This window comes from Streptomyces sp. NPDC047043 (genome assembly GCF_040644055.1).
In the GTDB taxonomy this organism is placed as follows: Bacteria; Actinomycetota; Actinomycetes; order Streptomycetales; family Streptomycetaceae; genus Streptomyces.
The window spans coordinates 203,956-225,174 of the sequence record NZ_JBEYVO010000012.1; the positions used below are offsets into that span (position 1 = coordinate 203,956).

Genomic DNA, 21,219 nt, shown 5'->3' on the forward strand with positions numbered 1-21,219 from the left:
GAAATTTTGCAATGACTCCAAGTTTTCAGCGGGCTCAGCGAAAGTTAGGATTCGGTCATGGCAGAGGGGCTCAGGGAGCGGAAGAAGCGGCAGACCCGGCAGTACATCTCGGACGTCGCCACGGGCCTGTTCGTGGAGCGCGGCTTCGACGCGGTGACCGTCGCGGAGATCGCCGATGCCGCCGACGTCTCCGTCAACACCGTCTACAACTACTTCCCGGCGAAGGAGGACCTCTTCTTCGACCGCTCCTCCGGTGTCGTCGACCGGATGGGCCGCTGGGTGCGCGGCCGGAACAAGGGGGAGTCGGCCGCCGCCGCGATCCTGCGCGAGCTGCGCGAGGAGGTCGAGGCCGTCTCGCCGCGGGTCGGGCTGATCTCCGGGTACGCCAAGTTCATGCGGGTCATCGAGGACGCGCCCGCTCTGCGCTCCCGGCTGTGGGCCATCGGCCAGGAGGTGCAGGCCAACCTCGAGGAGGCCCTGCGCGAGGAGATCGGAGCCGACGCCGGCGACCCGATGCCGAACCTGATCGCCGGTCAGCTCGGCTGGGTGCACAGCACCGTCGTCGCCGTCATCGGGCGTGAGATGGTCAAGGGGCGCAATCCACGCGAAGTGTCACGAGAGGTACTGGCTCTCCTCGACGACATCGAGGACCTGTTGAGCGAGAAGGTGCTCAACTACGCCGTCCGAGGCGCTGAATGAGCCGTGCCGGTGTGATGTCCGTCAGATGAGACGTGACGCGCATTACTTACCGGTCACACGGCACCTCACGAGCGCTAAGGTCCGCCGAAGAGGCAACCTAAACAGGGTGTAAGGCGTTTCAAAGGGGAGTCGTAACAGTGGCACGGAAGCTTGCCGTCATCGGCGCCGGCTTGATGGGTTCCGGGATCGCCCAGGTCTCCGCTCAGGCGGGCTGGGACGTCGTCCTTCGTGACGTCACCGACGAAGCGCTGAAGCGTGGCACCGACGGCATCAAGGCCTCGTACGACAAGTTCGTGGGCAAGGGGAAGCTGGAGGCGCACGACGCCGACGCCGCCCTCGCCCGCATCACCGCGACCACCGACCTGGACGCCGCCGCGGACGCGGACATCGTCGTCGAGGCGGTCTTCGAGAAGCTCGAGGTCAAGCACGAGATCTTCCGCACGCTCGACAAGATCGTGCGCGAGGACGCCGTGCTCGCCTCCAACACCTCCGCGATCCCGATCACCAAGATCGCGGCGGCCACCGAGCACCCCGAGCGGGTCGTCGGTGTCCACTTCTTCTCGCCGGTGCCGATGATGCAGCTCGTCGAGCTGGTCCGCGGGTACAAGACGAGCGACGAAACCCTCGCCACCGCGCGGGAGTTCGCCGAGTCCGTCGGCAAGACCTGCATCGTCGTCAACCGCGACGTCGCCGGCTTCGTGACGACCCGTCTCATCTCGGCGCTCGTCGTCGAGGCCACCAAGCTCTACGAGTCGGGCGTCGCGACCGCCGAGGACATCGACCTCGCCTGCAAGCTGGGCTTCGGCCACGCGATGGGCCCGCTGGCCACGGCGGACCTGACCGGTGTCGACATCCTGCTGCATGCCACCAGCAACATCTACACCGAGTCGCAGGACGAGAAGTTCGCGCCGCCGGAGCTGATGCGCCGGATGGTTGACGCCGGTGACATCGGACGCAAGAGCGGGCAGGGCTTCTACACGTACTGAAAGATCGGTACGTACAGTCACTGAAACCGCACAGTTCCCAGGGGTCTCACCCCCTCGGGTGAATTCGGTATCGGTTCGCTTACAGACGGCAACCTCGTTGCCGCTGAAGCAGTCAGACGTTGCACAGCCACCGTCACGGAGTACGCCACCGCACTCACGGGGAGCGCATATGCACATCAGGGGCGACCACGCCGAGCTGGTCGTCGGGGGCCGCCTCGACGTCCGCAGCGCGGCGGACGCCCGTACGGTCCTGCACTCGGCCGTCGACGACGGAGTCGGCGACCTGGTGCTCGACCTGTCCGAACTGGACTCCTGGGACGCCACCGGACTCGGGGTGATCATGGGCGTCCACCGGCGGGCCGGCCGCTGCGGCCGGCGCCTGGTGCTGCGCGACGTTCCGCCGCAGATGCAGCGCCTGCTGGTGGCCACCCGGCTGCACCGGATCCTGGCGATCGAGGGGGGCATCGGGGTGGAGTCACTGCCCCGCGTGTGACCACCGGCACGGATGGGGTGGGGCAGTCGGGCGTTCCGGTTGCGAAACACACGACGCGCGCAATCCTCATGAGACTGTGACGTCTCGGGCGGCGCGGTACCCCGGGCTGTCGTAGATACTGTGCAAAGGTTTAGGGTTCGGCTGCCCGCCGCCCCGAGAACCCTCGAGCGGGCACCGGACCAGAAGCGACAGCGTGGTGTGCGGCAAGGCCGGGGAGGGCTTCGGCACACGAGACGCTTTTGGGGGGCTTGAACCTATGGACCCGAACAACCGGGGACCCGAGGAGTACGGCCATGACGGCGACGGCACAGCGCCGCGTCAGCGCCCGCCCAGGGATCCCCTCACACCCGACTTCGGTCAGCACTCGTCCGCGCTCGCGCGCACGGTGCAACTCGTCACGGGCGACTACCTGCTGACCGTCAACCCCGTCGACGGCAGCGAGATAGAGGCCTGCCCGCCGGGCGAACGCCCGGGGCGTCCCGAGAAGCTCACGGCCGCCGAGCGCGCCGAGACGGACCGCGCGGCCAAGCCGCCGGTGCCGCCCGGCCAGGCCCGGCCGTCGCTGCCGCTCCTGGAGCGCCAGGACGAGCGCGAGCGCCTGGTCCGGCTGCTGGCCCGCGGCCGCTCCGTGCGCCTCACCGGCCCCGCGGGCTCCGGCCGCACCGCCCTCCTCGACCTCGTCGCCGAGGACTGCTCGGACCTCGCCCCCGACGGCGTCGTCCGCCTCAGCGGCTTCCACCGCACCACCGACGACCTGCTCCACGACCTCTTCTACGCCGTCTACAACGCGCCCCTGCACCGCCCGGAACGGGACGAACTGCTCCAGTACGTCCGGGACATCGGGGCCGTCGTCGTCCTCGACGACATCGAGTTCGGCGGCGCCGGGCTGGACGAGCTGCTGGACGCGACGCCAGAGTGCGCCTTCGTGATCGGCGCGACGCCCGACGTGCACGCGCCCTCCGCCGACTCCGCCATCGAGGAGGTCTTCCTCGGCGGCCTCGACCGCGCCGGCGGCGTGGACCTGATCGAGCGTGTCGTCGGCCGCCTCCTCACCGAGGAGGAGGCCAACTGGGCCGGCGACCTCTGGTTCGAGTCCGAGGGTCTGCCGCTGCGCTTCGTCCAGGCCGGCGCCCTGCTGCTCCAGCGCGACCGGCAGCGGGCCGGCACCGACGCCGTCGACGAGTTCGGCGTCTTCCAGGACGCGCTGCCCGTCGACGCGCCCTTCGACGCCTCGTCGGTCGCCGGGGACGGCGACGACGTACCGCTGCCCTCGCTCGGCGAGGCCGCCGCGCCCGCGCCGCTGCTCGCCTCCCGGCTGAGCGCCTCGGCGCGCGCCACCCTGCGGTTCGCCGTCGCGCTCGGCGGCGAGGTGCCGCATCAGGCGCATCTGCCCGCGCTGGTCGGCGACACCCACGCGGACGCCGCCCTCGGTGAACTGGCCGCCTGTGGACTGGTCTCGCCGGTCGGATCCCGCTACCGGCTCGCCGCCGGGGTGCTGACGCAGCTGGAGGCCGCCGGGTACGGCGACGACATCGATGCCCGGGCCCTGACCGCCGCCCAGCACTACGCCTGGTGGGCCGGACATCCGTCGGTCACCCCGGAGCGGGTGTGCGCGGAGGCCGACGCCCTGCTCGCCGCGCTCGGTCTCCTGGTGCCGGGCACCACCGCGCCGGCCGAGGGCGAGGAGAGCGTCACCGTGCAGCTGGCCCGCACGGCGGCGCCCGCGTTCGCCGCGGGGCTGCACTGGAGTGCCTGGGAGCGGGCCCTGCGGTCCGGTTCCGAGGCCGCCCGGCTCGCCGGTGAGGTGTCGGAACAGGCCTATTTCCACCATGAGTTGGGCATCCTCGCGCTCTGCGGCGGACAGTTCGACCGGGCCCGTACCGAGCTGGAGACCTCCGTCGGCCTGCGCGGCGCTACCGCCGACAAGCGCGGGGGTGTGGCAGGCCGCCGCGCCCTCGCCCTGCTCGCCGACCGCACCGGCACCACGCCGCGGCTCGGCTCGACCGCGGGCGAGGAGGTGCCGGACGCGCGCTACGAGGAGTCGCAGTCGCCGCCGGGCGGTGTGCCCGCGGCCTTCCCGCCGCTCCAGCCGTCGTCCGGTGACACCGCCGCGACCATCGTCGTGAACCGTGCCCCGTCCGGCCCGCCGCCCAAGGCGCACCGCGCCGGCATCAGGGGCCTCGCCCGGCGCAACCTCGTCGCGGCCGGCGCGGGCGCACTGCTCGTCGCCGTGCTCGGCACGGTGGTGACGCTCGGCGCGACGTCCAACAACGACGCCAACAACCCGTCCGACAAGGTGGGCGTCAACCCGTCCGCCAGCCAGGGCGCCGACGACGGCAGCCTGGGCGCCGACAAGCCGAAGAGCGACAACGGCGACACGGGCACCGCGACCAGCCGCCCGACCGACCCGGGCCCCGACGGCACGTACGGCACCTCCGACGACCCGACCCCGCCGTCGTCCTCCGGCACGAGCGAGCCGTCGGACGACCCGAGCGGCACGAAGGGCACGGGCGGCGGTTCGACGAGCTCGCCCACGAAGTCGCCGACGACCAAGCCGCCGTCGACGAGTCCTACGACCAAGCCTCCGACGACGCCTCCGACGTCCTCGTCTCCGACGCCGACTCCGACGCCGACGGAGACCACGCCCACCAACCCGCCGTCGACGACCCCTTCGACGTCGGACTCGGCGAGCGCCCCGATCACGTCCTCCGCCCCGGTCACCAGCGCCCCGGCGGAGACCAGCAGTTCGGCAAGTACGACGCAGAGCAGCAGCAGCGCCGGCACGGTGATGTGAGGCCGAGAGCACACAGGAGGGCCGGGTCCGTCCGACGGACCCGGCCCTCTTCGTCGTAGAACCGCCTGTGCCGGCCCTCAGAACAGCCGCAGCTTGTCGTCCTCGATGCCGCGCAGGGCGTCGTAGTCCAGGACCGTGCAGCCGATGCCGCGGTCCGTGGCGAGGACGCGGGCCTGGGGCTTGATCTCCTGGGCCGCGAAGATGCCGCGGACCGGGGCGAGATGGGGGTCGCGGTTCAACAGCTCCAGGTAACGGGTGAGCTGCTCCACACCGTCGATCTCGCCGCGCCGCTTGATCTCCACCGCGACGGTCCGGCCCTCGGCGTCACGGCAGAGGATGTCGACGGGGCCGATGGCGGTCATGTACTCGCGGCGGATGAGTGTGTAGCCGTCGCCGAGGGTCTCGATGCGGTCGGCGAGGAGCTCCTGAAGGTGTGCTTCCACGCCGTCCTTGATCAGGCCCGGATCCACGCCCAGTTCGTGCGAGGAATCGTGGAGGACCTCCTCCATCGTGATGATCAGCTTCTCGCCCGCCTTGTTGACGACGGTCCAGACGCCTTCCTCCTCGCCGGCACCCTCCTTCAGCGTGCAGGGCGGGGACATCCAGTTCAGGGGCTTGTAGGCGCGGTCGTCCGCGTGGATCGACACGCTGCCGTCCGCCTTCACCAGGATCAGGCGGGGCGCCGAGGGGAGATGGGCGGTGAGCCGGCCCGCGTAGTCGACGGAGCATCGGGCAATGACGAGACGCATGGTCGGCAACGCTACTCGACGGGTACGGGTGCACGCGATTCGCCCCAGAAAACCCGGGTCAACCCTTGTTCATTTGTGGCCGATTGTGTGCCCAAAGAGGGCCCCTCATGTACGCATTCTCCTGGTGCCGTCACCGTCCGTTGCTTACCGTAGTAAACGGGAGGTCGCGAGACGTGTACACACCGTATCCGGTTCGCGAACTCCCTCATCTGTCCGGCAACCCCTGTCGACCACGGGGGTGCGAGAGGAGTACCCATGTCGCTCGACGTCTCACCGGCCCTACTCGAAAAGGCCGAGCGAGGCGAGGTCGACGAAGCAGAATTCGTCGACTGCGTCCGGACCTCCCTGCCCTACGCATGGGAGATGATCAGCTCCCTGGTGGCTCAGCTGAAGGTCGACGGCGGAGCGTTCGCCGACAACCAGACGCCCCCGCCGGACGAGCAGGCACGCGGTCAGCTGCTGCGTGCGCTCGCGAGTGACGCGATACGCGGCGCGCTGCAAAGGCACTTCGGCGTACGGCTGGCCTTCCAGAACTGCCACCGGGTGGCGGTGTTCCCGTTGGACGCCTCGGTCGACGAGACGCTGACCCGCTTCACCTCGGTCCGCAGTCAGTTGCTCAACCAGTCCCCGGAGTTCCGGGACTGCTGAGCGGCACGCCGCTTGCTTGCCGCTCCGTACGCGGGAGGTGTTTCAGTACTGGGGCGGCAAGCTCCGTGCCGGACAGGGCAGTTGAGGTTCGGTCTCCTTCTCAGGCGAGGTGCGGGAGCACTTCGGCGCCCAGGCGCCGTACGTTCTCCTCGGTGGCCGCCAGGTCTCCCGAGCCCTCGACCAGCAGGGCGAAGCGGGAGATGCCGGTGCGCTCGCTGGTCGCCGCCAGGCGGTCGGCGCACAGCCGTGGGGTGCCCACCGGGTGCAGCCCGCAGAGCAGTTCGGTGTACGCCAGCGGGTCGCGCATCTGCCGGGTCCGGCCGTCCACGGTGACATGCGCGTCGAGCCCCTGCCTCAGCCAGCCCGGCATCGCCTTGGTCAGCGCCTCCACCGCGTCCGTACGCCGGTCCGCGATCTGGCAGACACCGGCCGAGACATGGGCCGCGCCGAGCACCTGCTCGGGAGGATGCCCGGCCGCGCGCGCCAACTGCCGCCACAGGGCGACCATCTCGGCCTTCTCCTCGTCCCCGACATGCATCCCGAGGAGCATCGGCAGACCCCGCTCGGCGGCCGTCCGCACACTCGACGGCGAGGTGCACGCGACGACGACCTCGGGGCCCGGCGCCTCCGACAGGGACTCCGACGGCCTTGGTACGACGGGGACTTCACGGAAGGCGAAGCGCTCGCCCGCGGCCGCGACCGACGGCTCGCGCAGCCAGCGCAGCAGCAGATCGAGCGATTCCGGGAATCCTTCCTCGTACGCCTTGATGCCCGAGCCGAACACCTCCAGGTCGACCCAGGGCCCGCCGCGCCCCAGGCCCAGCGAGAAGCGCCCGCCGGACGTGATGTGCAGCAGCGCGGCCTGCTCGCCGACCGAGACCGGGTGGGCGGTGGGCAGTACGGTGACCGCCGTGCCGACCTTCAGGCGCTGGGTGCGGCCGAGCAGCAAGGCCGCGAGGGTGATCGCCGACGGGCATGTGCCGTACGGCACGAAGTGGTGCTCGGCCAGCCAGACGGAGTCCAGGCCGGCCTCCTCGGCGATCTCGGCCGAGCGGACCGCGCGGTGCAGCGCCTCCCCCTGGCCCTGCCCCGGGAACTGGGCCGCCAACACGAAACTACCTACGCGCATTGCTCTTCCTGCTTCCTTGGCTCCGACGCGGAGCTCCCCCACCCGGCATAAACGTCTGACACGTGCCGAAGGACACGGCCTGGCGAAGAGATTTGCGGATTGTCTGCAGAATGGGCGGTCGCGGCGGGGTCGGGGCCGGCCGGTACCCCACGCGTACCCCCGTCCGCGCCCCGTAGGCTGGACACGACCCGTGCTTCCTGTATAGCCCCGTGAGGTGTCCTGTGTCCCCGCGTCGCAACCGACCCAAGGGAGCTGATCCGTCCGGCTCGTCCGGCCGGAGCGCCGAGGACGACCGGCCCGGCCGCTACGGCGGCTGGCAGTCCACCGAGAACTGGCAGGGCGAGGACTGGAACATCCGGCACGTCGCGGGCGCGAGCGCGCAGGGCAAGACCTACCGCTGCCCGGGCTGCGACCAGATGATCCCCTCCGGTGTGCCGCACGTCGTGGCGTGGCCGGAGCACTCGGGCGTCGACGACCGCCGGCACTGGCACAAGGCGTGCTGGAACGCCAAGGACCGCCGCACCACGCGGGTGCAGCGGTCCCGAAACGCGCCGAAGTTCTGAAGCCCGGTTACACGTCGCGCTGCTGCAGCAGGGCGACCGCGCCGGCGAACGCGGCGGCCGTGACGCCGATGGCGATCCACAGCGGGTCCCAGCCCGTCGGCCCGGAGTCGCTGAGGGAGTTGGAGTAGAAGACGCTGAGCTGGTTCGGGATCGAGTACTCGAACAGGGCCTGGCGCACGCCCTCCAGCGCCTCCGAGAACATGAACAGCGCGATCACCAGCGGGGCCAGCACGACGCCGATCATGATCGTGATCGCGCCCGCCGAGTGCCGGATGATCGAGCCGATGACGAGCGAGAGCAGTCCGAGCAGCGCGATGTAGAGCGAGATGCCGACCGTGCCCTTGAGCCACTCGCCGCCGGACGGTTCCCTGGCGGTGTCCAGCATGGCCACGTCCGCGAGGGCGACCAGGAGCACCGACACGAACGTGATGGTGAACGCCACCGCGAAGAACACGATCGCCTTCGCCGCCAGCACCCGGGCCCGGGACGGGCAGGCGGTCATCGTGGTGCGGATCATGCCGGTGCCGTACTCGGAGGCGGTGGTCAGCACGCCGAGCGTGATGATGCAGATGCTGCCGAGGAGCAGCCCGAACACACCGAAGGACAGCGGGTTCTCGCCCGCCAGACCCGCATCCGACTCGTTCGCGGAGATCAGTGCGGCGGTCAGCAGACCGATGCCGACGACGAGCAGCACGAACACGCCGAGCGTCCACATCGTGGAGCGCACCGACCTGATCTTCGTCCACTCCGAGGCGATCGCGTGGCCGAGGTGGGTGCGTACGACGGGGATCGGCGAGGTGTAGCCGGGGTGCGGCGAACCGGGCGCCGCCGCCTGCCAGTTGGGTGCGGCGGCCTGCGGCATCGGGGGCTGGGGCGTGCTCATCGGGCGTCCTCGGGCTTGGTCAGGTCGGCGGGGGCGGCGGAGGCGGGCGGCTGCGCGGGCGCGGCGGGCTGTGCCTGCGGCGCCTGGGGAGCCTGGGGAGCTGCGCCGGCGTACGGGTTGGGCTCACCCGCGCCGGGAGCGCCCGGAGCGCCGTACGGGCCCGCCGGGGGCTGCGCAGGGCCGCCGTACGGACCCGGCTGTCCCTGCGGCATCGCGAACGGCTGACCGCCCTGCTGGGGCGGCGGCGGGGCGTACCAGCCGGGCTGGCCCTGGCCGGGCACCGGCATCGGGGGCTGGGCGCCGGGCGGAAGCGGCTGCATGAGCCCTTCCTTCTGGTCGATGGTCGAGCGGTAGTCGACGGCGCCCTGCGTCATCCGCATGTACGCCTCCTCCAGCGAGGCCTGATGCGGCGACAGCTCCCACAGGCGCACGTCGGAGTCGTGCGCGATGTCGCTGATGCGGGGGAGCGGCAGACCGGTGACGCGCAGGGCGCCGTCCTGCTCGGGCAGTACGTGCCCGCCGGCCTCGGTCAGCGCGGACGTCAGCTTCTCGCGCAGCTGCGGCTCCGTGTCGGGCGTACGCACGCGTGCGAAGTCGGCGGAGTTGGCCGAGATGAAGTCCTTGACGCTCATGTCGGACAGGAGCTGTCCGCGACCGATGACGATGAGGTGGTCGGCGGTCAGCGCCATCTCGCTCATCAGGTGCGAGGAGACGAAGACCGTACGGCCCTCGGCCGCGAGCGCCTTCATGAGGTTGCGGACCCAGAGGATGCCCTCGGGGTCGAGGCCGTTGACCGGCTCGTCGAACAGCAGCACCTGGGGGTCGCCGAGGAGGGCGGCGGCGATGCCGAGGCGCTGGCCCATGCCGAGGGAGAAGCCCTTGGAGCGCTTCCTGGCCACTTCCTGCAGACCGACCACGCCCAGCACCTCGTCGACCCGGCGGGCCGGGATGCCGGACAGCTGGGCCAGGCACAGCAGGTGGCTGCGGGCCGAACGGCCGCCGTGCACGGCCTTGGCGTCGAGCAGTGCGCCGACCTGGCGGGGGGCGTTCGGCAGCTTGGGGTACGGGTAGCCGCCGATCGTCACGTGCCCCGCGGTGGGGTTGTCCAGGCCGAGGATCATCCGCATCGTCGTCGACTTGCCGGAGCCGTTGGGTCCGAGGAAGCCGGTGACGGCACCGGGCCGCACCTGGAAGGAAAGGTTGTAGACGGCGGTCTTGTCGCCGTAGCGCTTGGTCAGGCCGACAGCCTCGATCATGCTCCGCACCCATCGAAAGGTCAGGACAGCAGGGCACACGCCCCCGTAAGGGTTAGGAGGGTATCGAAGCGCTGACGGTTCCGCTCAAGACCAGGTAAAAGGTCTGCCCCCGCTCATGCATCCCGCTTCTTCAGCAACACGTACCCCCCGAGCAGCGCGGCGAGCGCCCACAGCACCATGATGCCGAGGCCGCCCCAGGGGCCGTACGGGGTGTCGTCGTCGATGCGCGGGACCACCTGCATGATCTTGCTGCCGGCCTGGTCGGGCAGGAAGCGGCCGATCTTCTTGGTCGCGTCGACGTTGCCGAGGATGTTGGAGATCAGGAAGAAGAACGGCATCAGGATGCCCAGCGACAGCATCGGCGAGCGCAGCATCGCGGCGACGCCCATCGAGAACACCGCGATGAGGGTCATGTAGATGCCGCCGCCGATCACGGCGCGCAGCACGTGCGGGTCGCCGATCGACGCCCGGTGCGAGCCGAGCATCGCCTGCCCGAGGAAGAAGGCGACGAAGCTCGTGGCCATGCCGACGACCAGCGCGAGGCCGGTCGCGACGGCGATCTTGCTGAGCAGGAAGGTGCCGCGCTGCGGTACGGCGGCCAGCGAGGTGCGGATCATGCCGGTGCTGTACTCGTTGGACACCACCAGCACGCCGAACACGATCATCGCCAGCTGTCCGAGGCTCATGCCCGCGAAGCTGATGAACGTCGGGTCGAAGGAGAGCCGGTCCTTCGCGCTCATGTTGTCGAACTCGTGCCGCGACAGCGCCGAGATCAGCATGCCGAGGGCGATCGTGACGACCACGGCGAGCGAGAGCGTCCACACGGTCGAGGCCACCGACCGGATCTTGGTCCACTCGGACCGTACGACCTGGATCGCCGCCATGCTCAGCTCCTGTTCCAGCCGTCGCCCCAGGGCTGCTGCACGGGCGGCGCGTCGTCGTGGGGTGTGTCGGAGTGCGCGTGGTACTCCACCGACTCCGCGGTCAGCTGCATGAACGCCTCCTCCAGGGAGGCCTGTTGGAGGCTCAGCTCGTGCAGCACGATCTGGTGCAGCGCGGCCAGCTCGCCGATGTGCTCGGCCTTGCCGCCGTCCACCTCCAGCGTCCCGCTGCCGGACTCGACGACGGTGACCCCGGCCTCGTGCAGCACGTCGAGCAGCCGCTCGCGCTGCGGGGTGCGGATACGGACGTAGGACCGCGAGTTCTGCTCGATGAAGCCGGACATCGAGGTGTCCGCGAGGAGCCGGCCCTGGCCGATGACGACCAGATGGTCGGCGGTCAGCGCCATCTCGCTCATCAGGTGGGAGGAGACGAAGACCGTACGGCCCTGTGCGGCCAGCGACTTCATCAGGTTGCGGATCCAGTGGATGCCCTCGGGGTCGAGGCCGTTGACCGGCTCGTCGAACATCAGGATCCGCGGGTCGCCGAGCAGCGCGCCCGCGATGCCGAGCCGCTGTCCCATACCGAGCGAGAACCCCTTGGCCTTCTTCCTCGCCACGGCCGTGAGTCCCACGGTGTCGAGGACCTCGGCCACCCTGCTCTTCGGGATGCCGTTGCTCTGTGCCAGACAGAGCAGGTGGTTGAAGGCGCTGCGGCCGCCGTGCATGGCCTTGGCGTCCAGCAGGGCACCGATGTACTTCAGGGGGTCCCTGAGACGGTCGTAGTGCTTGCCGTCGATGCGGACGTCGCCCGCGGTGGGCCGGTCGAGCCCGAGCATCATCCGCATGGTCGTCGACTTGCCGGCGCCGTTCGGCCCGAGGAAGCCGGTGACGATGCCGGGTCTGACGGCGAAGGTGAGGTTGTTGACCGCCACTTTCTCGCCGTACCGCTTGGTCAGCCCCTCGAGCTCGATCATGCGGCCACGCTAAGACGGGCGTACGGGCGCTGCCACTTGAGCGGGCTCGGGCTGCCGCGCCGGGAGCAGCAGGGCGACGCCGGCCGCGAGGAGCGTGAAGAGGGCGGTCCACAGGAAGGTGTGGGCGAAGGCGGTGCTCGTCGAGCCGCCGCGCTGGACGAGGACCGCCAGGATCGCGGTGCCGAAGGAGCCGCCGAGCTGTTGCACGATCCGGGTCGTGGAGCCGGCGTGCGGGATGCGCTCGGGGGCGAGGCCCTGGAAGGCGCCGACCAGCAGGGCGAGGTTGGCCGCGCTCATGCCGAAGCCGCGGATGAGGAGGGCGGCTGCGAGAAGGAGGCTGTTCCGGGCGTCGAGGGCGAAGGGGAGTGTGCCGAGGGCGGTCAGGAGCAGGCCGGTGACCGCGATCGGGCGGGGACCGAGGCGGTCGGTGAGGCCGCCCGTCGCCCGGGCCAGCAGTGCGCCGACGCCCTGCGGGACGAGCAGCAGCCCCGCGGCGATCACGCTCTCGTGGCGCACCTGCTGGTAGTACAGCGGCAGCAGGAACATTCCGCCGAACAGCGTCAGCCCGCCCGTGAAGGTCAGCGCCGAGGCCGCCGAGAACGACCGCACCCGGAACAGCCGCAGGTCGACCAGGGGTTGGGCGCTGTGCAGCGCGTGGCGGGCGAAGACGGCGACCAGGACGACTCCGGCGCACAGCGGCACCAGCACGCGCGCGTGGCCGATGCCGCCCTGGTCGCCGACCTGGGAGAGGCCGTAGATGAGTGCGGCGAGCCCGGGGGAGACCAGGGCGAGTCCGGTCAGGTCGAGGCGGGCGCCGGCCCTGCCTGCGTCCCTGGGCACGCCCCGCCATGCGAGCGCGATGGCGAGCAGACAGATCGGCAGGTTGACGTAGAAGATCCAGCGCCAGCTGAGGTGACCGACGATCAGGCCGCCGAGGACGGGACCGAGGATCGGGCCGAGGAGGGCCGGCAGCGATACGACGGCCATCAGCCGCCCGAGCCGCTGGCCGCCCGCGGCCCGCAGGATCAGGGTCTGCAGTACGGGCAGCATCAGCCCGCCGCCGATGCCCTGCACCACCCGGAAGGCGATCAGCGACTCGATGTTCCAGGACGCGCCGCAGAGCACCGACCCGGCGAGGAAAAGCGCCAGCGCGGCCAGCCACATCCGCCGGCCCCCGAAGCGCTCGGCAGCCCAACCGCTGAGCGGCACGACCATCGCGAGCGCCAGCAAGTACGCCGTGCTCACCCACTGCACGGTTGCCGTCGAGGCGTGCAGGTCGTGGCCCAGGGTCTGGATCGCGATCGACACGATCGTGCTGTCCAGGAGCGGCGCGAGGGCGCCGAGGACGAGGATTCCGGCCAGTTCGAGGACGGCGGGGTCGAGGCGTTCTTCGGGCATACGGGCCCCCGTGACGATTTTAAGAGACGGTGAGTCTCTTGAGTCGACGATAGGCTGACCCTCGTTAGAGACGCAAGGTCTCTTAAGGAGGTGGGTCAGTGCCCGCGGAGACCACGCGGCGGCGCGGTGCCGCTCTGGAGGCCGACCTTCTGGAGGCGGCCTGGGAGGAGCTCAAGGCCGTCGGCTACTCGAAGTTGACGATGGAGGGCGTCGCGACCCGGGCCCGCACCGGCAAGCAGGTCCTCTACCGCCGCTGGGGCAACCGGGCGGAGCTGGTGGTCGCGGCCCTGCGCCACCGCCAGGGCGGATCCCTGGCGGACCGGGTCCCGGACACCGGATCGCTGCGCGAGGACGTCCTGGCCGTACTTCGTTCGATGGCCGAGCGGCAGCGCGACATCGGGCAGGACGTCGTGCACGGGGTGCTGGCGGAGATCGGCGAACAGCGGGCCGCGGTCTTCGACGTCATGCGTGACGTGATGAAGACCCTGCTCGAACGGGCGGTGGAACGGGGTGAGATCCCCACGGCCGACGTCTCACCGCGGATCATGACCCTGCCGACGGACCTGGTGCGCAACGACATCGTGATGCGCAGCGAACCCCTCACCGAGGCCACTCTGGTCGAGATCGTCGACGAGCTCTTCCTCCCCCTGGTACGCCGGAGGCCCGCACCTCCGGGGGAGACGGTGCGGGCCTCTGAACGCGCTACTGGTTACCGGGACTGCTGAGCCGGAACCCCACGGGAGATGGGCTCGTCCTCGGCCGGCGAACCGGCGGCGGCCACCGCGGCGCCCGTGAGCGTCGCGAGCATCTCGCGGACGTTCGTCAGCTGGGCGTTGATGCTGTCACGGCGGTTGGTGAGGGCGGCCAGCTCGCGCTCGGATTCCGAACGGATGCGGTCGGCCTTGGCGTTGGCGTCGGCCACGATGTCCTCGGCCTGGCGCTGCGCGGTCTCCACCGTCTGGCGGGCGCGGCGCTCGGCGTCGGTGCGCAGCTTCTCGGCCTCGAGACGGAGCTGCTCCGCGCGGTGCTCGATCTCCGCGAGGCGCTTCTCGGCCTTGGCCTGACGGGACGCCAGGTCGCGCTCGGACTGCTCGCGGCGCTTGGCGAGGTTCGTCTCGAAGTCGGCGGCGGCCTGCGCGGCCTTGGCGCGGGTCTCCTCGAAGAGGGCGTCGGCCTCCTCGCGCTTCGACTGAGCGTCCTTCTGGGCTTCGGAACGCAGCTGCGAGGCGTCGCTCTTGGCCTTCTCGACGATCCGGACGCCTTCGTCCTCGGCCTTGGCCTTGCGCTCGGCCGCGAACGATTCTGCGTCGTTGCGGACCTGCTGGGCCGCCGACTCCGCAAGCTCGCGGTGCTGCTCGGCCGCGCGCCGGGCCTCCTCGCGCAGATCCTTGGCCTCTTCCTCGGCGAGGCGGAGGATCTTCTCGACACGCGCGCCGAGACCGGCGTACGACGGCTCCGCGTCGCTTACCTGTGCCTGGGCGTTCTGCGTCTCGAGGTGGAGCTCCTCGATGCGCTTTTCCAGAGCGGTGATGCGGGCGAGAGCGCTGTCACGGTCGGAGACGAGCTTGGAGATCCGTTCGTCCACCTGAGCGCGGTCGTACCCACGCCGCACAAGCTCGAAGCCGTAGGGGGAAGTGTCGCTCATGGGGTTCCTGTCAAATGAGACCGGTGAGGTGATAGGGGGAATCCTAGGGGCCGAAGCGGTGTGTCATCGAGCGGATACGTGTTTGATCTGGAGAATGACACCCCTTTTGAGTGGCTAACCCTAGGACCACTTGCCAAAAACTTGGTCAAAGGCCCCAGACGTCACTCGTTTTGGACCTGTCGATCAGCTGTGCTACTAGCCGTCCGACGGCTTACCCGAACGAGGGGCGCCGACCGTGGCGCCGGCCTTGACGCCGTTGTCCTTGCCCGCCGTCGGGGCCTCAAAGGATTCCAACGCCTCCAGGACGTCCTGGACACGGGAGATCTCGGCGTTGATGTCCTCGCGCCGGCGCACCAGGATCTCCAGCTCGCGCTTTCCCTCCTCGACCGTGCGCTTGGCCTCGCGGATCGCCTCGGCCTTGAGCTCCTCGGCCTCCCGCACGAGCGCCGACTTCTTCTGCTCGGCCTCCTTCAGGAGCCCCTCGGCCTTCTTCACGGCGGCGATCCTGACCTTGCCCGCCTCGGAGTTGGCCTCCGAGACCAGCTCCTTGGCCTTTGCCTGCGCCTTGGCCAGCTGCTCCTCGGCGGCCTTGATGAGCGCGTCGCAGCGATCGCCGGTCGACTTCATCGTCTCGGCGGCCTCGCGGCGGGCCCGCTCGTGCAGCGACTCGATCTCGCCGGTGATGCGGTCGCGCAGCTCCTCGGCGCGCTCCCGGATCGAGGTGGCGTCCCGGCGGGCGCCGACGAGCAGCTCGTCCGCGTCCGTACGGGACTTCTCCACCCGGGCGTTGCCCTCGACCGTCGCCTCCGACACCAGCCGTTCGGCCTCCTTGCGGGCCGCACCCACCATGGTGTCGGCCTGCGACTCCGCCTCGGCGGTGGTCTTGTGCGCCTGCTGCTGCGCCTCGGTGAGCAGCTTGTCGGCCTCGGCCGTGGTCTCCGTGATGAGCGTGTCGACCTGCTCGGCCACGTCCTGGCGCCGCTTGTTGGCGTCCCTGCGCGCCTCGTCGAGGGTCCGCTCGGCCTCCTCGCGCGCGGAGTTGACGAGCCGTTCGGCCTCCGCCGCGGCCTCGGCCTTGACGCGCTCGGACTCGCTGCGCACCCGCTCGGCGTGCTGCTGCGCGGAGCCGACCGTGTCCGCCGCCTCGGCGCGCAGCCGCTCGGCGTCCCCGGTGGCGTCCGCGATGAGCTTCTCGGCCTTGGCGACCGCCTCGGCCCGCACCCGCTCGGCCTCGGCGACCGTCTCCGTGCGCAGTCGGTCGGTGTCGGTGACCGTCTCGGTGGTGAGCCGCTCGGCCTCGTTGCGGGCCTCGGTGATGAGGGTGTCGGCCTGCGTGGCCGCGTCCGACCGGATGCGGTTGGCGTCGTCGCGGGCGTCCGCCCGGGTGCGCGCCGCGGCCTGGTCGGCCTCGGCGAGCGCGTCGGAGGCCTCCGTACGCACCCGCTGGGCGTGCTCGGCCGTCTCCGACCGCAGCCGCTCCGCCTCCTCGATCGCCTCCGAAACGGTCCGCTCGGCAAGGGACTTGGCGGCGTCCGTCTCCACGGCGGCCTCGCGCCGGATGCGGTTGGCGTCCTCGGTGGCGCGCTCCCGCTCGGAGTAGGCGTCGGCGCGGACGCGGTCCGACTCCTCCTGGGCCTCGCGCCGGGTGCGGTCCGCCGCGTGCTCGGCGGCGCTGCGCAGCCCGGCGATCTCCTCCTGGGCCTGCTCGTGCAGCCCGGACACGGATTCCCGTACCTGCTGGGCGTGCTGCTCGGCCGCCGACACCATCTCGTTCGCGCGCCGGTCCGCCTCCTCGACCAGCCTGAGCGCCTCGGCCTGCGCCTCCTCCACGCGGTTGCGCGCCGAGGCCAGCAGCTCCTCGCTCTGCTCGCGGGCCCGCTCGCGCTCCTGGTCGGCCTCCTGGCGGGCCGTGCCGAGGTACTCCTCGGCCTCGCGGCGGCGCCGGTTGGCCTCCTCCTGCGCGGCGGCCAGGGTCTCCGACGCCTCCGTGCCGAGCCGCTCGGCCGCGGCCTGCGCCTCCGCCCGTACACGATCGGCGGTGTCCTGCGCCTCCGACTTCAGCCGCTCGGCCTCGGCCGCGGCCTCCGACCTCAGACGTACGGCGACGGCCTCGCCCTCGGCGCGCGAGGCGGACGCGTCCGACGCGGCCTCGTTGCGCAGCCGCTCGGCCTCCGCCTCGGCCTGCGCCTGCAGCGAGCGGATCCGCTCGGCGGCCTCGGCGCGCAGCCGCTCGGACTCCTCGGCGGTCTCGCGGCGGATCCGCGCGGCCTCCTGGCGGGCGTCGGTGAGCGCCTGCTCGGCGGCGGCGAGACGTTCCTCGGCCTCCGTGTGCAGCCGCGTCAGCCCCTCGGCGGCCTCCGCGCGGCGCGCCTCTATCGCCCGCTCGGTCTCCTCGTGCAGTTCGCGTGCGTCCCGCTCCGCGTCGGCCTTGATGCTCTCGGCCTGCTCGACGATCTCCGCACGGTGCCGCTCGGCCTCCTTGCGGGTCCGGTCGAGGGTCTCCTCGGCCTGCCGGCGCAGCGTGGTCGCCCGCTCGATGGCCTCCGTACGGACCTTCTCGCTGTCCGTCGTGGCCTTCTGGCGCAGCTCGTCCGCGTCCTGCTTGGCCTTCGCCAGCAGCTCCTCGGCGGTCTTGGCCGCCTCCTCGATCTGCTGGACGGCCTCCTTGCGGGCCTCCGCGCGGATCTTCTCGCCCTCGGCGACCGCCTCGGCGCGCAGCTGCTCGGCCTCGCCGCGCAGCCGGCGGGCCTCCTCCTGCAGCTCGACCGTCTTGGCGCGGTACTCCTTGGTGTCGTCCTTCGCCGAGCCCTTGAGCTGCTCGGCGATGTCGTGCGCCTCGGCGCGCAGCCGGTCGGCCTCGGCCTCCGCCTCGCGACGGATCCGCTCGGCCTCCTCGCCGGCCGCCTTGGTGGTGTTCTGCGCGTCCTCCTGCGCCCTGTTCAGGACGTCCTCGGCGGTCTTGGCCGCCTTCGACAGCTGGGTCGCGCTCTCCTCGGCGGTGATCGTGCGGGCCTTCTCGGCGGCCTCCTCGACGATCCGCTCGGCCTCGGCGCGGGCGTCCGCGACGACCTGCTCGGCGTCCGCCTTGGTGGACTCGGCCTCCTTGGTGGCCTCCTCGACCAGCCGGGCGACCTGCTCCTTGGCCGTGCGCGTGCGCTGCTCGTTCGCCGACTCGGCGCTCGCCAGGGCCTTCTCGGCCTGCGCCGTGGCCTCGGTGACCAGCTTGTCGGCCTCGGCCTGCGCCTTGCGCAGTGCCTCCTCGGCCTCGGCCATGCGCTGCTCGGCGGCCCGGCTCGCCTCCTGCGCCTGGCGGCGGGCGGAGTCCGACTCCGTGGCGGTGGAGGAGCGCAGCTGCTCCGCGTGGTCGGTGGCCTCCTGGGCCTGCGTGGAGGCGGCGTTCAGCAGCCGCTCGGCGTCCGTACGGGCCCGGAGCAGGAGCTGCTCGGCCTCCGCGCGGGCCGACTCGGCGTCCGCCTGCAGCCGCTGCCGGGCCTCGGTGGCGACCCGCTCGGCCTCCGCACGGGCGGTGGCCAGCGCCTGCTCGGCCTCCGCACGGGATTCGTCGAGCAGCCTGCGGGCCTGTGACTCCGTACGGGCGCGCAGCTGCTCCGCCCAGGCCACGTTCTCGTTGACGTGCGACTCGACGGTCTGCCGGCGCTCCGACAGCTCCTGGTCCAGCTGCTGGCGGCGGGTGACCGCCTCCTGGTGCAGCTCCGCCTGCAGCCGGGCCGCGTTCTCCGCGTGCTCCTGGAGGATGCGCTGGGTCTGGGCCCGCGCCTGGCTCAGCTCGCGCTCGGCGTCCTGGCGCAGCTGGTCGGCCTGGATCTGGGCGTTCCGCAGCAACTGCTCGGCCTGGTAGCCGATGTCGCCGCCGTCGAAGGCGGGCCGGGACATGATGGTGCGGCGCGCCTCGTGCAGCTTGGCGCGCAGCACCTCGACCTGGTAGCCGAGGTCCTCGGCGTGCTGGATCGCCTTTTCCCGCTCGGTCTTCAGCCGCTCCATCTCGGCCTCGAACCGAGAGAGGTGGTCGACGTCAGCCGCCGGCTCTCGCTCCTGGCGTTCGTAGCCCCGCACTGCGCGGTCCCATCCGTCCCCTGGTCGCAAGTCTGGCCAAACGAGCTCCGTCCATCCGCCGAACGGGGCCCCCGGGGAATGGTGTCAGATCAACGGCGGAGCACGGGCTGCTGCCCCGACGCTCGCCCCCCGAAACCCGGTCCCCGGCGTGCGGTCACCCCCCAAGAAGCGGCGACCGCCCCCAACCCTACCGGCCCATATGTACGGGGGTCAGTGCTCAGGTGACTCAACAGGCGCCGAAGTGACCAGTTCTGTCAGAACGCCATGACAATCCTTGGGATGCAGGAACGTGATCCGTGACCCCATGGAACCGCGTCGGGGCTCTTCGTACAGAACGCGTACGCCCTTGCCGCGGATGTCCGCGGCCTCCCCGTCGACATCTGCCGTACCGAAAGCGATGTGGTGGACACCCTCGCCGTTCTTGTCGAGCCACTTCGCGACGGTCGAGTCCGGGCGCGTCGGCTCCAGAAGCTGCAGGTAGGAGGCCCCGCCGTCGGAGGTGTCGTTGATCTTGAGCATGGCCTCGCGGACGCCCTGCTCCTCGTTGACCTCGGAGTGGAACACCTCGAAGCCGTAAGTGGCCCGGTAGAACTCGACGGTCTTGTCGAGATCGAAGCAGGCGATTCCGATGTGGTCGATTCGCGTCAGCATGGTTGTCAGTGCAGCGCTCTTCCGATGGTTACGCAACGTGCCAGCGATCACACCGACCGCCGGGTGACGGCACGGAGTGCCACTCAGTACATTCGAAGTAAACCCTCGTTCACTCCTCGGCAGTGCAGCCGGAAGGGGATCGCAGCTCATGTCTGGATCGAACAATTCGACCTCGGTGATCGTCGCGGGCGCCCGTACGCCCATGGGACGGCTGCTGGGCTCCCTCAAGTCCTTCTCCGGAGCCGACCTCGGCGGCTTCGCGATCAAGGCCGCCCTCGACCGTGCGGGGATCGGTGGCGACCAGGTGCAGTACGTGATCATGGGTCAGGTGCTGCAGGCCGGGGCGGGGCAGATCCCGGCCCGCCAGGCCGCCGTCAAGGCAGGCATCCCGATGAACGTCCCGGCGCTCACCATCAACAAGGTGTGTCTGTCCGGCCTCGACGCCATCGCCCTCGCCGACCAGCTGATCCGCGCCGGCGAGTTCGACGTGATCGTCGCGGGCGGCCAGGAGTCCATGACCAACGCGCCCCACCTGCTCCCGAAGTCCCGCGGGGGCTTCAAGTACGGCGCGATCGAGATGATCGACGCCATGGCCCACGACGGCCTCACCGACGCCTTCGAGAACATCGCCATGGGCGAGTCCACGGAGAAGCACAACACCCGCCTCGGCATCCTGCGCCCCGAGCAGGACGAGATCGCCGCCCTGTCCCACCAGCGCGCGGCCGCCGCCCAGAAGAACGGCATCTTCGAGGCGGAGATCACCCCGGTCGAGATCCCGCAGCGCAAGGGCGAGCCGGTCGTCTTCAGCAAGGACGAGGGCATCCGCGGCGACACCACCGCCGAGTCCCTGGGCAAGCTGCGCCCGGCGTTCACCAGGGACGGCACGATCACGGCCGGTTCCGCCTCGCAGATCTCGGACGGTGCGGCGGCCGTGGTCGTGATGAGCAAGGCCAAGGCGCTCGAGCTGGGCCTGGACTGGATCGCCGAGATCGGCGCCCACGGCAATGTGGCGGGCCCGGACAACTCGCTGCAGTCCCAGCCGTCCAACGCGATCCTGCACGCCCTGAAGAAGGAGGGCCTGGACGTCTCCGACCTGGATCTGATCGAGATCAACGAGGCCTTCGCGGCCGTAGCGGTCCAGTCAATGAAGGACCTCGGCGTGTCCACCGAAAAGGTGAATGTGAACGGCGGCGCGATCGCCCTGGGCCACCCCATCGGCATGTCCGGCGCCCGTCTGGTGCTGCACCTGGCGCTGGAGCTCAAGCGGCGGGGCGGCGGCGTGGGCGCGGCCGCGCTGTGCGGCGGCGGTGGTCAGGGTGACGCGCTGATCGTGCGGGTACCCAAGGCCTGAGTGCACTTGCGCAAGCCTGAGCGCACCTACGTACGTGATCTCTGA

18 protein-coding genes are annotated in these 21,219 nt (G+C 70.8%); 8 read left to right on the forward strand and 10 right to left on the reverse strand.

Features of this window, described 5'->3' with window-relative positions:
• Window positions 1–57: 57 nt before the first annotated feature.
• The 4 genes from ABZ880_RS20760 to ABZ880_RS20775 all read left to right on the forward strand — a co-directional run bounded on the left by ABZ880_RS20760 (window position 58) and on the right by ABZ880_RS20775 (window position 4,972).
• Complete coding sequence (locus ABZ880_RS20760) at window positions 58–699, forward strand: TetR/AcrR family transcriptional regulator (protein ID WP_361264780.1); 642 nt, start codon at window positions 58–60, stop codon at window positions 697–699.
• Window positions 700–836: 137 nt separating this feature from the next.
• Window positions 837–1,685, forward strand: coding sequence for a 3-hydroxyacyl-CoA dehydrogenase family protein (locus tag ABZ880_RS20765; RefSeq protein ID WP_361264783.1), 849 nt, complete (start codon window positions 837–839; stop codon window positions 1,683–1,685).
• A 169-nt stretch (window positions 1,686–1,854) separates the two neighbouring features.
• A complete protein-coding gene (locus ABZ880_RS20770) occupies window positions 1,855–2,178 on the forward strand; it encodes an STAS domain-containing protein (protein ID WP_123997713.1) in 324 nt (107 codons plus the stop codon).
• 256 nt (window positions 2,179–2,434) lie between these two features.
• Complete coding sequence (locus ABZ880_RS20775) at window positions 2,435–4,972, forward strand: ATP-binding protein (RefSeq protein ID WP_361264786.1); 2,538 nt, start codon at window positions 2,435–2,437, stop codon at window positions 4,970–4,972.
• 77 nt (window positions 4,973–5,049) lie between these two features.
• On the opposite strand, the gene nucS is transcribed toward ABZ880_RS20775, so the two are convergent.
• On the reverse strand, window positions 5,050–5,721 hold the full coding sequence (nucS, locus tag ABZ880_RS20780; RefSeq protein ID WP_361264788.1) for an endonuclease NucS: 672 nt from the start codon (window positions 5,719–5,721) through the stop codon (window positions 5,050–5,052).
• A gap of 255 nt (window positions 5,722–5,976) precedes the next feature.
• Between nucS and ABZ880_RS20785 the strand changes: the two genes are divergently transcribed.
• On the forward strand, window positions 5,977–6,369 hold the full coding sequence (locus tag ABZ880_RS20785) for an SCO5389 family protein (protein WP_361264791.1): 393 nt from the start codon (window positions 5,977–5,979) through the stop codon (window positions 6,367–6,369).
• 100 nt (window positions 6,370–6,469) lie between these two features.
• Here the strand turns inward: ABZ880_RS20785 and ABZ880_RS20790 are convergent, their stop codons facing one another.
• Window positions 6,470–7,498, reverse strand: coding sequence for an LLM class flavin-dependent oxidoreductase (locus ABZ880_RS20790; RefSeq protein WP_361264794.1), 1,029 nt, complete (start codon window positions 7,496–7,498; stop codon window positions 6,470–6,472).
• A gap of 221 nt (window positions 7,499–7,719) precedes the next feature.
• On the opposite strand from ABZ880_RS20790, the gene ABZ880_RS20795 reads away from it, so the two are divergent.
• Entirely contained in the window at window positions 7,720–8,061 is a 342-nt protein-coding gene (locus tag ABZ880_RS20795; protein ID WP_361264797.1) for an ATP/GTP-binding protein, read from the forward strand.
• Between the two features lie 7 nt (window positions 8,062–8,068).
• Here ABZ880_RS20795 and ABZ880_RS20800 read toward each other — a convergent pair whose 3' ends face one another.
• The 5 genes from ABZ880_RS20800 to ABZ880_RS20820 form a co-directional block, all read right to left on the reverse strand.
• Window positions 8,069–8,944, reverse strand: coding sequence for an ABC transporter permease (locus tag ABZ880_RS20800; protein WP_361264801.1), 876 nt, complete (start codon window positions 8,942–8,944; stop codon window positions 8,069–8,071).
• On the reverse strand, window positions 8,941–10,200 hold the full coding sequence (locus tag ABZ880_RS20805; RefSeq protein ID WP_361264803.1) for an ABC transporter ATP-binding protein: 1,260 nt from the start codon (window positions 10,198–10,200) through the stop codon (window positions 8,941–8,943). The genes ABZ880_RS20800 and ABZ880_RS20805 overlap by 4 nt, the downstream gene beginning before the upstream one ends.
• A gap of 113 nt (window positions 10,201–10,313) precedes the next feature.
• On the reverse strand, window positions 10,314–11,084 hold the full coding sequence (locus ABZ880_RS20810; RefSeq protein WP_361264806.1) for an ABC transporter permease: 771 nt from the start codon (window positions 11,082–11,084) through the stop codon (window positions 10,314–10,316).
• Between the two features lie 2 nt (window positions 11,085–11,086).
• Window positions 11,087–12,055 carry an ABC transporter ATP-binding protein gene (locus ABZ880_RS20815; RefSeq protein ID WP_361264809.1) on the reverse strand — a complete coding sequence of 323 codons (969 nt, stop codon included), beginning with the start codon at window positions 12,053–12,055 and terminating at the stop codon, window positions 11,087–11,089.
• Window positions 12,056–12,064: 9 nt separating this feature from the next.
• Window positions 12,065–13,453: a DHA2 family efflux MFS transporter permease subunit gene (locus ABZ880_RS20820; RefSeq protein ID WP_361264812.1), complete on the reverse strand. Its 1,389-nt coding sequence runs from the start codon at window positions 13,451–13,453 to the stop codon at window positions 12,065–12,067.
• Window positions 13,454–13,551: 98 nt separating this feature from the next.
• Between ABZ880_RS20820 and ABZ880_RS20825 the strand changes: the two genes are divergently transcribed.
• The gene (locus ABZ880_RS20825; RefSeq protein ID WP_361264815.1) at window positions 13,552–14,178 is read left to right on the forward strand and encodes a TetR/AcrR family transcriptional regulator; all 627 of its coding nucleotides are present in this window, start codon (window positions 13,552–13,554) and stop codon (window positions 14,176–14,178) included.
• Here ABZ880_RS20825 and ABZ880_RS20830 read toward each other — a convergent pair.
• From ABZ880_RS20830 to mce, 3 genes are all read right to left on the reverse strand, one after another.
• Window positions 14,163–15,098 carry a cellulose-binding protein gene (locus ABZ880_RS20830; RefSeq protein WP_361264817.1) on the reverse strand — a complete coding sequence of 312 codons (936 nt, stop codon included), beginning with the start codon at window positions 15,096–15,098 and terminating at the stop codon, window positions 14,163–14,165. The genes ABZ880_RS20825 and ABZ880_RS20830 overlap by 16 nt on opposite strands.
• 195 nt (window positions 15,099–15,293) lie before the next feature.
• On the reverse strand, window positions 15,294–19,172 hold the full coding sequence (scy, locus tag ABZ880_RS20835; protein WP_361264820.1) for a polarized growth protein Scy: 3,879 nt from the start codon (window positions 19,170–19,172) through the stop codon (window positions 15,294–15,296).
• A gap of 210 nt (window positions 19,173–19,382) precedes the next feature.
• Entirely contained in the window at window positions 19,383–19,823 is a 441-nt protein-coding gene (gene mce / locus ABZ880_RS20840) for a methylmalonyl-CoA epimerase (protein WP_361264823.1), read from the reverse strand.
• Window positions 19,824–19,971: 148 nt separating this feature from the next.
• Here mce and ABZ880_RS20845 point away from each other — a divergent pair, with 148 nt between their 5' ends.
• Complete coding sequence (locus ABZ880_RS20845; protein ID WP_361264826.1) at window positions 19,972–21,174, forward strand: acetyl-CoA C-acetyltransferase; 1,203 nt, start codon at window positions 19,972–19,974, stop codon at window positions 21,172–21,174.
• Window positions 21,175–21,219 lie beyond the last annotated feature (45 nt).

What these genes read in the sequence shown, in the direction of transcription:
- ABZ880_RS20820 (WP_361264812.1), bottom strand. Translation starts at nt 13,453, where the DNA reads ATGCCCGAAGAACGCCTCGACCCCGCCGTCCTCGAACTGGCCGGAATC.
- ABZ880_RS20770 (WP_123997713.1), top strand. Translation starts at nt 1,855, where the DNA reads ATGCACATCAGGGGCGACCACGCCGAGCTGGTCGTCGGGGGCCGCCTC.
- ABZ880_RS20815 (WP_361264809.1), bottom strand. Translation starts at nt 12,055, where the DNA reads ATGATCGAGCTCGAGGGGCTGACCAAGCGGTACGGCGAGAAAGTGGCG.
- ABZ880_RS20805 (WP_361264803.1), bottom strand. Translation starts at nt 10,200, where the DNA reads ATGATCGAGGCTGTCGGCCTGACCAAGCGCTACGGCGACAAGACCGCC.
- ABZ880_RS20775 (WP_361264786.1), top strand. Translation starts at nt 2,435, where the DNA reads ATGGACCCGAACAACCGGGGACCCGAGGAGTACGGCCATGACGGCGAC.
- ABZ880_RS20790 (WP_361264794.1), bottom strand. Translation starts at nt 7,498, where the DNA reads ATGCGCGTAGGTAGTTTCGTGTTGGCGGCCCAGTTCCCGGGGCAGGGC.
- ABZ880_RS20810 (WP_361264806.1), bottom strand. Translation starts at nt 11,084, where the DNA reads ATGGCGGCGATCCAGGTCGTACGGTCCGAGTGGACCAAGATCCGGTCG.
- nucS (WP_361264788.1), bottom strand. Translation starts at nt 5,721, where the DNA reads ATGCGTCTCGTCATTGCCCGATGCTCCGTCGACTACGCGGGCCGGCTC.
- ABZ880_RS20800 (WP_361264801.1), bottom strand. Translation starts at nt 8,944, where the DNA reads ATGAGCACGCCCCAGCCCCCGATGCCGCAGGCCGCCGCACCCAACTGG.
- ABZ880_RS20785 (WP_361264791.1), top strand. Translation starts at nt 5,977, where the DNA reads ATGTCGCTCGACGTCTCACCGGCCCTACTCGAAAAGGCCGAGCGAGGC.
- ABZ880_RS20830 (WP_361264817.1), bottom strand. Translation starts at nt 15,098, where the DNA reads ATGAGCGACACTTCCCCCTACGGCTTCGAGCTTGTGCGGCGTGGGTAC.
- ABZ880_RS20760 (WP_361264780.1), top strand. Translation starts at nt 58, where the DNA reads ATGGCAGAGGGGCTCAGGGAGCGGAAGAAGCGGCAGACCCGGCAGTAC.
- ABZ880_RS20845 (WP_361264826.1), top strand. Translation starts at nt 19,972, where the DNA reads ATGTCTGGATCGAACAATTCGACCTCGGTGATCGTCGCGGGCGCCCGT.
- mce (WP_361264823.1), bottom strand. Translation starts at nt 19,823, where the DNA reads ATGCTGACGCGAATCGACCACATCGGAATCGCCTGCTTCGATCTCGAC.